We start from the raw sequence: 11,961 nt of genomic DNA, 5'->3' as shown, positions 1-11,961 counted from the left end.
GTGCCTCAGAGCTTCCGCGCGATGGCCTCGCCCATGTCGAGCGTGGTGGCCTTGCCGCCCATGTCGTAGGTGCGAACCTGGCCCTCGGCGATGACGGCGGCCACGGCCTTCTCGAGGCGGGCGCCCTTCTCCGTCTCGCCCAGCCAGTCGAGCATCATCTTGGCGGCCAGGATGGTGGCGATGGGGTTCACCTTGTACTGGCCGGCGTACTTCGGCGCGCTGCCGTGGCTGGGCTCGAAGACCGCCAGCTTCTCGCCGATGTTGCCCGAGCAGCCGAAGCCCAGGCCGCCCACCATCTGGGCCGCCAGGTCGCTGATGATGTCGCCGAAGAGGTTGGTGGCCACCATCACGCCGTAGTTCTTCGGGTTCTTCAGCATCCACATGGTGATGGCGTCCACATTGGCGTCGTCCATGGCGATGCCCGGGTATTCCTTCGCGATGCGCTTGCCCGTCTCCAGGAACATGCCCTCGGTGGCCCGGACCACATTGGCCTTGTGGATGACAGTGACCTTGGGGTAGCCGAACTTCTTCGCGTACTCGAAGGCCGCGCGAATGATGCGGTCGCAGCCCTTCTTGGTATTCACCTTGCAGGTGATCGCGAATTCGTCGCCCGGCAGGTCCGCGAAGTGGCCGAAGGGCTTGCTCAGCGCCTTGAGGGTCTGCTTCAGCTCGTCAGGCACAGGGCTGAACTCCACGCCGGAGTAGAGGTCCTCGGTGTTCTCGCGGAACACCACCATGTCGATGCCGTCCTGGTAGTTCAGGGGGTTGCCCGGGTAGGCCTTGCAGGGACGCAAGCAGGTGTAGAGGTCGAACATCTGGCGCATGCGCACGATGGGACTGCGGTACACCAGCCCCTTGCCCTTCAGCTCGGGCACCAGCTCGGCCTCGGCGTCCTTCACGGGCTTGGAGGTGATGGCGCCGAACATGGCGGCGTGACTGCGCTTCAGCAGGTCGATGGTGCGCTGCGGGAAGGATTCGCCCTCCTTGCACCAGAACTCCCAGCCGATGTCCCCGTGGGTGTAGGCGGCGTCGAACTTCAGGGCATCGAGGCAGATCTTCGCCGCCTCCATGACTTCCACGCCCACGCCATCTCCGGGCAACCACGCGATGTTGAACTGGCTCATGATCAGGCTCCTGCGCAAGGGGTCTGCGGGCACGGCGCCGCCGGCGCCGGAAACGCCCAATCATGACTTCCTCGTTAAGTTCAGGCCCGGGCCGGCATCACAAATCCTGCCGAAAACGTGCGATTCGGCTCTCCGGACCTACAGATCGTCAAAACTATTTGGCCGCCAGCCAGCTGTCGCCGGTGCGCACCTCCACCGCCAGCTTCACGCCCAGGGGGCCCAGGTCGTCCGCCCCCTCCATGGCCTCCTTCAGCAGGGCCGAGGCCCGCTCCACCTCCTCCGGCGGCGCCTCCAGGAGGAGTTCGTCGTGGACCTGGAGCAGCAGACGCGCCTGGAGGCCCGAGGCCTTGAGGCTGTGATGCAGCCGCACCATGGCACGGCGCATGAGGTCCGCCGCCGTGCCCTGGACGATGGTGTTCACGGCCTCGCGCAGGCCCTGGGCCTGGAACTGCTTGTTGGGGCTCTCCAGCTCGGGGATGCGCCGGATGCGGCCCCAGTGGGTGCGCACCAGGCCCTCGGCCAGGGCCTTCTCCTTGGCGCCCTCGATCCAGGCAGCCACCTTGGGCATGCGCTCGAAGTATCGCTCGATGAAGGCCTTGGCCTCCTTCTGGCTCACCCCGATGTTGGCGGCGAGGGCGAAGGCCCCTTGCCCGTAGAGCAGGCCGAAGTTGACGGCCTTGGAGGCGCTGCGCTGGTCGGCGGTGACCTGGTCCATGGACACGCCGAAGACCTCGGAGGCCGTGCGCCGGTGGATGTCCTCGCCGGCTTCGAATGCACCCAGCAGCACCGGATCCTCGGCCAGGGCCGCCACCACACGCAGCTCGATCTGGCTGTAGTCCGCGTCCAGCAGCACCCAGCCGGGCTCGGGCACGAAGGCGCCGCGGATGAGGCGGCCTTCTTCCGTCCGGATGGGGATATTCTGGAGGTTGGGATCGCTGGAGGCCAGCCGCCCCGAGGCCACCGCCGCCTGGTGCAGGCGCGTATGCACCCGCCCGGTGACAGGGTTCACCATCTGGGGCAGGGCTTCGACGTAGGTGCCCAGCAGCTTGACCATCTGCCGGTGGCGCAGCAGCTCGCTCGCGATCTCGGCACCCTGCTTCTCCGCCAGCTCCTGGAGTACATCCTCGTCCGTGCTGGGCGCCTTGGTCTTGCCGGTGTACTTCACGGGCTTGAAGCCCAGCTTGCCGAAGAGGATGCCGCCCAGCTGCGTGGGGCTGTTGAGGTTGAAGGGCTCACCGGCGAGCTCGAGGACACGGGCTTGCGCCCGCTCGCGCTCGGCGCGCATGCGCGCACCGAGCCGGGAAAGGACGTCAAGATCCAGGCGGACGCCGTGGCCTTCGAGGGCCGCCAGGGCGTCCACCAGAGGCAGGTCCACCTCCTCGTAGAGCCGCTTCAGCTGGTTGTCCGTGAGGCGCTCCCGCAGCTTGCCACAGAGCTGAAGGGCCAGGTCGGCGTCCTCGGCGGCGTACTGCACGGCGTGCTCGAAGACCGCCTCGTCGAAGCGCTTCTGGGCCTTGCCCTTCCCCACCACCTCCTCGAAGGCGATGGGCTTCACGTCCAGGTGGCGCACGGAGAGGTCGTCCAGGTTGTGGCGGACGCCGCTGTCCAGCAGGAAGCTCAGCACCATGCTGTCGTCCGCCAGGCCCGCCACGGGCAAACCGTGGCGCGAGAGCACCTGGAGGTCGTACTTGAGGTTCTGACCGCACTTGCCCACGGCGGGATCCGCGAACAGCGGGCCGAGGACGTTCCGGGCCTCCGCGAAGGGCACATTGCGGGGGTCGAGGTGGGGCGCCAGCTCGGCGAAGAAGGCCTCCGGATCTCCCCGCAGGTCCAGCAGCGCGTCGGGCAGGCCCGAGTCCGGCAGCAGGCCCGGGAGCGCCCCCTCGGTGTCGGCCGTGGCCGGCTTCAGGTGGGCCAGGGGCACGTAGAGGCCCTCGTTGGCGGTCCAGGCCAGACTGAGGCCGACGATGTGGCCACGCGTGGGATCGATGCTTGTGGTCTCCGTGTCGAGGCCGAAGTGGCCTGCGGCGCGGCAGGCGGCCACGGCGGCTTCCAGGTCCGCCGCGGTGGCCGCGGCCCGGTAGGTCCGGGCGCTGCCCGCCTCCTGGGCGCTCTGCGTGAACTCCTTGGTGAGGGTCTGGAAACCGAGGGCCTTGAAGGTCTCCCGAGCCTTCGCCTCGTCCACCCCCGGGTACGCGAGATCCTTGGGGTGCAGGGGCAGGTCCAGATCCGTCACCACCGTGACCAGGCGCCTGGTCAGGTCCAGCCACTCAGCAGCAGTCTCGAGGCCCTCCCGCTGCTTGGGCTTGAGGTCCGTCTTGGCGGCGATGACGCCGTCCAGGCTGCCGTGCTTCTCCAGCAGCAGGGCCGCACCCTTCTCACCGATGCCGGGCACGCCCTTCACGTTGTCCGAGGCGTCCCCCACGAGGCTGAGGAAGTCCACCACCTGCTCGGGCCACACGCCCATGCGGGCTTTCACGCCCTCGCGGTCATGCCAGATCTCGCCGTCCTTGGTGTTGAGCACCTGGATCTTCAGGCCGTCGTCCACCAGCTGGAGCAGGTCTTTGTCCGGGCTGACGATGACCGCCGGAAGGCCATGGGCGGCCGCTTCCCGGGCCAGGGTGCCCATGACGTCGTCGGCCTCGTAGCCGGACAGCTCCACGATGGGGATGGAGAGAGCCTCCACCAGCTGGCGGATCATGGGGATCTGAGGGCGCAGATCCTCGGGCATCTCCGCCCGGTTGGCCTTGTATTCGGGGTAGATCTCGTGCCGGAAGGTGGGGCCCGGCGTATCGAACACGCAGGCCAGATGCGAGGGCTTGTGCTTCTCCAGCAGCTGGAGGACCAGCCGCGTGAAGGTGTAGGCGGCGCCGTTCTTCAGCCGCGGATTGGCGAAGTACGCCCTGAAAATGAAGGCGAAGGTGTCGATCAGGTAAAGGCGATCTTCACCCATGAACCACCTCCATGCCGAACGGCGAGGTCTCGCGTATCCGCGCAGCGGATACCGAGAAGATGAAGGCGAAGGTGTCGATCAGATACAGGCGGTCTTCGGTCATGCCCCCAGTGTCTCAGAATCCTGCCGCATGAAGGTCCGATGGGTGGTCCCGATGGATCCCTCCAGGCCCAGCCCCGGCGGATCCTTCTGGTGGTTTTCCGCAACCAACTTGACAGCACGAACGATCGTTCTATTTTTATTGAATCGATCTGGAGTGCTTATGCCCAGCACGGCCTCGAAGCCCCTTCTTCCCCTTCCGGCCGGCAAGGGCGCCCTCACCCGGCAGGCCATCCTTCAGGAGGCCATGGATCTGGCCTCCGTGAATGGCCTGGAGGGGCTCACCATCGGTTCCCTCGCCAAGGCCACGGGCCTGAGCAAGAGCGGGCTCTTCGCCCATTTCGGCTCCAAGGAGGAACTCCAGCTGGCCACAGTGCAGGCGGCTCGAGGCGTCTTCCAGGACCAGGTCTTCGCACCGGCGCTCAAGACCCCCCGTGGGCTGAGGCGCCTCTGCGCCATCCTCGCCGCCTGGCTGGACTACGCCGAGCGCGAGATGTTCCGCGGCGGCTGTTTCTTCGCCTCCGTGTCGGCGGAATTCGACAGTCGTCCAGGCCCCGTCAAGGATCTGGTGGCGGCCACCATGGGCCTCTGGCGCGACAGCCTCGCCCGTCTGGTGGGCGACGCCAAGGATGCCGGAGAACTTTCCCGCGCCGCCGACCCTGAGCAGCTGGCCTTCGAGTTCGTGGCCCTGGCCCTGGGCGCCAACGGAGCCTTCCAGCTCCACCGCGACCACCGCAGCTTCACCATGGCCCGCCGCGCCATCAAGGAGCGGCTCAGGGTCTTCACCCCGCCTAGCACGCGGCTTCCCGCCCTGTGAGACCACCATGACCCGCCATAGCCACTCCGACCTCCGCATCAAGGCCCTGCGGCTGGGTTTCCAGACCCTTCGAGCCCTGTCCACCGACCTCGCCCACCGGGGCGCAGAGCACCTGTTCTCCAGCCCCCGCCGCCACCGGGAACCCGAGGCGGAACGATGCGCCCGGCAGCGGGGACGGGTGTTCCACTTCATGTCCAAGGGCCTTCGATTGCGGGGCCATGCCTGGGGCGAGGGACCGGCCATCCTGTGCCTTCATGGCTGGGAGGGCCGCGGCACGCAGTTCCAGGCCTTCATCGAGCCCCTGACGAAAGCCGGATTCTCCATCCTCACCTTCGACCAGCCGGGCCACGGCGGCTCCCAGGGAAGGAGGAGCGGGCCCCTGCAATGGGCCCAGGCCACGCGCGACCTGGTGGCCCAGGTCGGCCCCATCCATGGCCTGGTAGCCCATTCGCTGGGCGCCGCGGGAGCCGCCATCGCCATGGACCACGGGCTCCAGGCGCCGCGGGCCGTCTTCCTCGCGCCGCCAGCCAGACCCGATCCCTACTACGACCGGGTCCTGTCCCTCCTCGGTTTTCCGGATGCCGAACACCCGGCGGCCTTCCAGGCCTACGCCAGGCGCACCGGGCTTCCCCCGGAGCGCATCCGCCTTCTGAGTCTCGCCTCCCGCCTGTCTACGCCGCTGCTGGTGATCCATGACCGCGGCGACCGCGAGGTGCCCTGGTCCGATGGGGAGGCCATCGCCTCGGCCTGGCCCTCCGCCACCCTCCTCACCACCGAGGGCCTGGGCCACCAGCGGATCCTGAGGGACCCGGCGGTCATCGAGCAGACCGTAGCCTTTCTTCAGCGGGCCGAAGCCCCCCATCCCCTGCCCTTTCCCCTGCCCTTTCATGGGGAGGGCCCCCGCAGTCTGGAGTGGCATCTCTTCCACCGCGACCTGCGCAGGTACGGGCGTACATGAGGGTCGAGAAGCTCGACACCCACACATTACGGGCAGGTCAGCCCACCTTGTAGATCCGACGCAGGATCGCCTCCCACCAGGCCGCGGGCAAGAGGGCCTTCAGCTTGCCCGCCCAGAAGGCGTCCCGGCCGATGACCACGCGCCGCGGGGGGCGCTCGGCCACCAGGGCCTTCAGGATCTTCCGGGCGCAGCGATCCGCGTCCATGGCGAAGCGCTCGCCCTGATGTTTCCGCGTCGCGAGGTAGCGGGCGAGGATGGCTTCGTAGTGGGTGCCCCGGGCCCGCTTGGGCAGATCGCCCCAGACCTTGGTCAGGGTTTCGCGGAACTCCGTCTGAATGGCGCCCGGCTCCACCAGCACCACGGCCACCTCCCCGCCGATCTCCAGCCGCAAGCTCTCCGCCAGGGCCACCACCGCATGCTTGGAGGCGTTGTAGGGCCCCGCCAGCGGGATGGACAGGCGCCCCAGCATGGAGGCCACCTGGACGATCCGCGCCCCGGATTCGCGGCGCATCAGAGGCAGGAAGGCGTTGGTCACCTGGTGCAGGCCGATGACATTGGTCTCGAACTGCGCGCGGAGTTCCTCCGCGCGGAGGAGCTCGAGAGGCCCCACTTGGCCGTAGCCGGCGTTGTTCACCAGCGCTTTCAGGTGCAGGTCAGTGCAAGCCGTCGCGGCCGTCGCGATGCTGGCCTCGTCGGTCACATCGAGCGAAAGCACGCGCAGGTCATCGCCCGGAGGAAGATCCGCCAGCGTCTCCACCCGCCGCGCCGTGGCCACCACGCCCCAGCCCGCCGCGCGGCAGAGCGGCACCAGGGCCCGCCCGATGCCCGTCGAACATCCCGTGATGAGAACCCAATTCCGCATCAGTACATCTTTTCACATGCCTGAAAAACGGGGCGCCGTCGGCGCCCCGTTTTTCAGTTACCGCCTTCGGCGGGCCTACTTCTTCTTTTCGGTATGGCCTGCGGCCATACGCGAGACCGCCGAGGCACCACCCATCATCGTGGCCTACTTCTTCTTCGCCGGAGCCTTGGCGGCGGCTTTCGCCTCGATCTTCGTGGCCACCTGCTTGTAGGTGACGGTCACCTTGTCGCCGACCTTGAGGGCTTCCTTGCCGGCGGTGCCGCCGTCGGTGTAGAAGCGCCAGGCCTCCTTGCCGAGGTCGAGGGTGAAGCTGTCGGGGGCCACTTCCTTCACGGTGCCGGTCTTCTGGTAGCTGGCGGCCGCGGCGGCCCAGCCGAGGGCGGCGCCCAGGATGGCCGTGGCCGAAAGGACGGCAAGCGACTTCATGCGCATAAGGCTCTCCTTGAAAAGGTGCCCCAAGGCTAACAGTCTCTTGCGAAAGGGCAAGAATTACACGAGGGCAAGAACTATACGAGCGCCAGCAGTCCCACCAGCCAGAAGCTCAGGTCCACGCTCAGCTCGAAGCGGTGCTTCCCCGCCGTGAAGCGCTCGTGGTAGAGCCACAGGTAGAGCACCGGATAGGCCGCGCAGGCCACTAGCACCAGGGCCACAGCCAGCGGATGCCCGTGCTGGCGGTTCTCGAAGGTGAGCCAGAGGGTGCCTGCCAGCAGCGTTCCGAGGAGGCCCACCAGCACCACTTTGGTGACGGATTTGCCCATGAAGATGGGCAGGGTCTCCTTCCCCACGATCTGATCGTTCTGCATGTCCCGGATTTCGTAGATGACCGTCCGGACGAACGTGATAACCCCCACCAGGAACATGGCCGCGAAAGCGCGGAGGTCCCACGCCCGGCCCTCCTGCCAGACCGGCATGATGACGGCCACCGTGGCCAGGGCCAGGGCCACCACCACATCCTTGGAGCCGGGAACCTTCCTGAGGCTGAGGATCCACCCGCCGACGTGGAAGCGTCGCTTGTAGCCCGCGCCCACCAACGAAGCGGCCGCCGCCACGGTCAGGGCCTTCAGCCCCAGGCTCGCCGCGAGCCCCAGGGTGAGCATCAGCGCCACCACCCCCAGGGCCACGAGAACCCTGCGGTTGCGCTCCAGGAACCGGGCCCGCGCGGGCCCCTTGGCACCCAGGCCCAGGGGATCCAGGAAGGGCGTCAGCAGGTACATGGCCAGCACATAGGTCCCCGTCAGGAGCGGGTAGCGCCAGCCCATGCGAAGGTCCAGCCACTTGTGGACGCCGAGGGTCATGAGCGCGGCGCCCACCGCCATCAGCGAGGAGCTGCCGAAGGTCGCCTGGAGGAAGCTGCGCCAGCGGCTCGGGCCGTCCCCCAGCTGCTCCAGCACATCCACCACCTCGTCCACCAGCCAGGTGGGGGTGGATGCGCCCGCCAGCACGCCCACGGTCTCGCGGCCCGTGAAGGCGCCCAGATCCAGTTCCACGGCTGTCTCAACGTACTGCACGGGCTTGCCGTAGTGGTGGGCCAGCTCGGCCAGATGCTTGGTGTTGCTGGAGGTCTTGCCGCCCACGACGATGACGGCATCCACCGTGCGGGCCAGTTCCCGGGCCTCGTCCTGGCGCATCCAGGTGTCTTCGCAGATGGTGTTCTCGAAGACCGCATCCACCGCCCGGGAGCGGAGGTAGTCCGTGATGGCGTGATAGTCCTTCACGGTGAAGGTGGTCTGGGCCACCACCAGGACCTTCTTCAGCTGCTCGTCCGTGAGCGCCTCGGCCTCGGCCATGTTCGAGACGATCACCGATCCGTTCTCCGCGAAGCTGCGGTGGGCCACGCTCTCGGCGTGCCCGTGACTGCCCAGGATGACGGTGAAGTACCCCTTGGGGCTCCACTTCTTGATCTTGTTGTGCACCTTCGCCACCTCGGGACAGGTGGCGTTCACGATCTTCAGCTCGCCTTTCTTCTGCCGCTCCTTCAGGCCCCGCAGGTCCTGGATGGGAATGCCGTGGGCCCGGATCACCACCGTGCCGTTCTGCACCTTGTCCGGCGCCTCGGCCACTCCCACGCCGCGCCGGCCGATGAGCTCCAGGGCCTGGGGATTGTGGATGAGCGGGCCCAGGGTCTGCACGCTGCGGCCGTCGTTGCGCACGGAGGCCTCCAGCACCGCGTCCATGGCGCGCTTCACTCCCCAGCAGAACCCTGCGGTCTTGGCGACGATGACTTTCATGGGAGCCCCATAAACCTGACCGGGTTGGTCAAGATATTCATCATACCGCGAGTCGGGCGCCTGTCAGGCGGGCGGGATGGGATCAATCGGCTACTCTGGCTCCACTCCGCCCGACTTCCGTTTCCAGGGGATTCCCGTATGGACGTCACGCCCTCCGACAAGGACCTGCCCCTGAAGGAGGACATCCGCACCCTGGGGCGCCTGCTGGGGGACGCGGTTCGGGAACAGGAGGGCGAGGAGGTCTTTCAGCTCATCGAGCGGATCCGGCAGAGTTCGGTGCGCTTCCGCCGGACCGGGGAATCCGGCACCGACGACGAGCTGAAGGCGATCCTGAAGCGCCTCAGCCCCAGCCACGCCATCCTGGTGGTCCGGGCCTTCAGCTACTTCTCGCAGCTGGCCAACCTGGCGGAGGATCAGCATCACATCCGGCGCTCCCGGGCCCACCACATGGAGGACGCCGCGCCCAGGCCCAGTTCCCTGGAGCATGCCCTCGACCGGGCCGCCGAGGCGGGGCTGGATGCGGCGGATCTGCGCGCCTTCTTCAGCGGGGCGCTGGTCCGGCCGGTGCTCACCGCCCATCCCACCGAAGTCCACCGCAAGAGCATCCTCAACGCCCACCTGGGCATCGCCCGGCTGCTGGACGAGCGGGACCGCCACGCCTGGACGCCCAGGGAAGCGGCCCTGCGGGACGAGCACCTGCAGCGGCTGGTCCTGCTGCTGTGGCAGACCCGCATGCTGCGCCCCCAGCGCCCCGCGGTCGCCGATGAAGTCTCCAGTGCCCTTTCCACCTTCGACCGCACCTTCCTGCGCGAGGTCCCGGCCCTCTATGCGGACCTGGAGGACCGCCTGGGGGAGGATCCCGCCTGGGGCGACACGGAGCTCCCACCCTTCCTCCAGATCGGCAGCTGGATCGGCGGCGACCGGGATGGCAACCCGTTCGTGACGGCCGAGGTGCTCCAGCAGACCCTGCGCACCCAGTCCCGGGTCATCCTCGAGCACCTGCTGCGGGAGACCCGGGCCCTCGCCGAGGAGCTTTCCCTGAGCCTGCAGGTATCCAGCGCTTCCCAGGAGGTCCTGGAGCTGGCGGAACGGTCTCCGGACCAGGCCCTCCAGCACGCGGACGAGGCCTACCGGCGCGCCCTGTCCCTGATCTTCGACCGGCTGTCGGCCACCCACCGGAAGGAGGCGGTCCCGGAGACAGGCGTCACGCATGGTTCCCAGCCCTACGATTCCCCTGCCCAGCTCAAGGCTGACCTGGCCGCCCTGGACCGCTCCCTGCGGACCCACGGCGGGCGCCGGCTGGCCCGGGGGCGCCTGCGGGAATTGCGGCGGGCCGTGTCCGTTTTCGGCTTCCACCTCGCTCCGCTCGACCTGCGGCAGAGCTCCGATGTCCACGAGCGGGTGGTGGCCGAGCTCCTGGAGGCGGTGCGCCCTGGCGCCCGATACCTGGGCCTTGGCGAAGCGGAGCGGGTGGCCCTCCTGGCCTCCGAACTGGAAAGCCCCCGCCCCCTTGCCTCGCCCTACCTGGCCTACAGCGCGGAGACCCGGAGCGAGCTGGACGTGTTCCTGGCCGCCGCCGGAGCCCAGCGCCGCCTGGGCCCTGAGGCGCTCCCCAGCTGCATCGTCAGCCACACGGAAAGCCTCTCCGACCTCCTGGAAGCGGCGGTGATGCTGCGGGAGGGCGGGATCCTGCGCCCGGCGGAGGGCCGCCTGGACCTCAACCTCATCCCGCTCTTCGAGACCATCGAAGACCTCCAGCGCTGCGGCAGCATCCTGGATGGCCTGCTCGCCCTGCCCCTCTACCGGCGTCTGCTGGACAGCCGCGGGGGCGTGCAGGAGGTGATGCTGGGCTACTCGGACAGCAACAAGGACGGAGGCTTCCTCACCTCGCGCTGGGAGCTCTACAAGGCCGAGCTGCGCCTGGTGGAGGTGGCCGAACGGCACGGCATCCGCCTCCGGCTCTTCCACGGTCGGGGCGGTTCCGTGGGCCGGGGTGGCGGCCCCAGCTATGAGGCCATCCTGGCCCAGCCCCCCGGCGCCGTGCAGGGCCAGATCCGCCTCACCGAGCAGGGCGAGGTGATCGCCGCCAAGTACGGCCACCCGGCCGTGGGGCGCCGGAACCTCGAAGTGCTGGTGGCCGCCACCCTGGAGGCGAGCCTTCCGGGCGCCGATGGCTCCGGGCTGGATCCGCGCTTCGTCCGGGCCATGGATGAGCTCTCGAACGAAGCCTGCCGGGCCTACCGCGAGCTCGTCTACGGCACCGAGGGTTTCGAGCGGTTCTTCTGGGAATCCACCCCCATCGCCGAGATCGCCCGGCTCAACATCGGATCGCGGCCCGCCAGCCGGAAGGCGAGCCGGGCCATCACCGACCTCCGGGCCATCCCCTGGGTCTTCAGCTGGAGCCAATGCCGCGTGATGCTGCCGGGGTGGTACGGATTCGGCGCGGCGATCTCGGCGTTCGAGCAGAAGCACGAAGAGCGTGGCCTGGTCCTGCTGAGGGAGATGCACGCCCGCTGGCCCACCTTCCGCAGCCTGCTTTCCAGCATGGACATGGTGCTGGCCAAGGTGGACCTCGGGATCGCGTCACGCTACGCGGCCCTGCTGGAGGACGCGCGGCTTCGGAACGAGATTTTCGAGCGCCTCCAGAAGGAATGCGATGCCTCCATCCGGGCCCTGAAGGCCATCACGGGGCAGGACCAGCTGCTGGAGGACAATCCCACCCTGAGGCGCTCCATCCAGCACCGCTTCCCCTACATCGACCCCCTGAACCACCTCCAGGTGGAACTGCTACGCCGCTACCGCGCCGGTGATCAGGCCCGCGACGGCGACGACCTCACCGTGCGCAGCATCCTGCTCACCATCAATGGCATCGCCGCAGGACTGCGGAACAGCGGGTGAAGCCGGGCCTCAATGCAGAAGG

General features: G+C 68.2%; 8 protein-coding genes. 3 read left to right on the top strand and 5 right to left on the bottom strand.

Annotation, left to right across the window (positions count from 1 at the left end):
* Positions 1–5 precede the first annotated feature (5 nt).
* Complete coding sequence (locus tag MLG87_RS00830; RefSeq protein WP_243293336.1) at positions 6–1,124, bottom strand: isocitrate/isopropylmalate dehydrogenase family protein; 1,119 nt, start codon at positions 1,122–1,124, stop codon at positions 6–8.
* 154 nt (positions 1,125–1,278) lie between these two features.
* Positions 1,279–4,077, bottom strand: a complete 2,799-nt coding sequence (polA, locus tag MLG87_RS00825) for a DNA polymerase I (RefSeq protein WP_243293335.1) — start codon at positions 4,075–4,077, stop codon at positions 1,279–1,281.
* Between the two features lie 262 nt (positions 4,078–4,339).
* Here polA and MLG87_RS00820 point away from each other — a divergent pair, with 262 nt between their 5' ends.
* Both MLG87_RS00820 and MLG87_RS00815 read left to right on the top strand, forming a co-directional pair.
* A complete protein-coding gene (locus tag MLG87_RS00820) occupies positions 4,340–4,993 on the top strand; it encodes a TetR/AcrR family transcriptional regulator (RefSeq protein WP_243293334.1) in 654 nt (217 codons plus the stop codon).
* Positions 4,994–5,000: 7 nt separating this feature from the next.
* Positions 5,001–5,951, top strand: a complete 951-nt coding sequence (locus tag MLG87_RS00815; RefSeq protein ID WP_243293333.1) for an alpha/beta hydrolase — start codon at positions 5,001–5,003, stop codon at positions 5,949–5,951.
* A 37-nt stretch (positions 5,952–5,988) separates the two neighbouring features.
* Here MLG87_RS00815 and MLG87_RS00810 read toward each other — a convergent pair whose 3' ends face one another.
* The 3 genes from MLG87_RS00810 to ispH form a co-directional block, all read right to left on the bottom strand.
* Positions 5,989–6,813 carry an SDR family oxidoreductase gene (locus tag MLG87_RS00810; RefSeq protein WP_243293332.1) on the bottom strand — a complete coding sequence of 275 codons (825 nt, stop codon included), beginning with the start codon at positions 6,811–6,813 and terminating at the stop codon, positions 5,989–5,991.
* Between the two features lie 144 nt (positions 6,814–6,957).
* Entirely contained in the window at positions 6,958–7,239 is a 282-nt protein-coding gene (locus tag MLG87_RS00805) for a hypothetical protein (protein ID WP_243293331.1), read from the bottom strand.
* 80 nt (positions 7,240–7,319) lie between these two features.
* Positions 7,320–9,041: a 4-hydroxy-3-methylbut-2-enyl diphosphate reductase gene (ispH, locus tag MLG87_RS00800; protein WP_243293330.1), complete on the bottom strand. Its 1,722-nt coding sequence runs from the start codon at positions 9,039–9,041 to the stop codon at positions 7,320–7,322.
* Positions 9,042–9,179: 138 nt separating this feature from the next.
* Here ispH and ppc point away from each other — a divergent pair, with 138 nt between their 5' ends.
* Positions 9,180–11,939, top strand: coding sequence for a phosphoenolpyruvate carboxylase (gene ppc / locus MLG87_RS00795; RefSeq protein WP_243293329.1), 2,760 nt, complete (start codon positions 9,180–9,182; stop codon positions 11,937–11,939).
* The last annotated feature ends 22 nt before the right edge of the window (positions 11,940–11,961 follow it).

This window comes from Geothrix mesophila, assembly GCF_022808835.1.
Taxonomy (GTDB): domain Bacteria; phylum Acidobacteriota; class Holophagae; order Holophagales; family Holophagaceae; genus Geothrix; species Geothrix paludis.
The sequence above is the reverse complement of the archived record's forward strand: the minus strand, read 5'-3'. Positions and strand labels throughout refer to the sequence as shown.

Excerpts from the sequence above, each read along its gene's own strand:
- MLG87_RS00830 (WP_243293336.1), bottom strand. The coding sequence starts at position 1,124 with ATGAGCCAGTTCAACATCGCGTGGTTGCCCGGAGATGGCGTGGGCGTG.
- ppc (WP_243293329.1), top strand. The coding sequence starts at position 9,180 with ATGGACGTCACGCCCTCCGACAAGGACCTGCCCCTGAAGGAGGACATC.
- MLG87_RS00820 (WP_243293334.1), top strand. The coding sequence starts at position 4,340 with ATGCCCAGCACGGCCTCGAAGCCCCTTCTTCCCCTTCCGGCCGGCAAG.
- MLG87_RS00815 (WP_243293333.1), top strand. The coding sequence starts at position 5,001 with ATGACCCGCCATAGCCACTCCGACCTCCGCATCAAGGCCCTGCGGCTG.
- MLG87_RS00805 (WP_243293331.1), bottom strand. The coding sequence starts at position 7,239 with ATGAAGTCGCTTGCCGTCCTTTCGGCCACGGCCATCCTGGGCGCCGCC.
- ispH (WP_243293330.1), bottom strand. The coding sequence starts at position 9,041 with ATGAAAGTCATCGTCGCCAAGACCGCAGGGTTCTGCTGGGGAGTGAAG.
- polA (WP_243293335.1), bottom strand. The coding sequence starts at position 4,077 with ATGGGTGAAGATCGCCTTTACCTGATCGACACCTTCGCCTTCATTTTC.
- MLG87_RS00810 (WP_243293332.1), bottom strand. The coding sequence starts at position 6,813 with ATGCGGAATTGGGTTCTCATCACGGGATGTTCGACGGGCATCGGGCGG.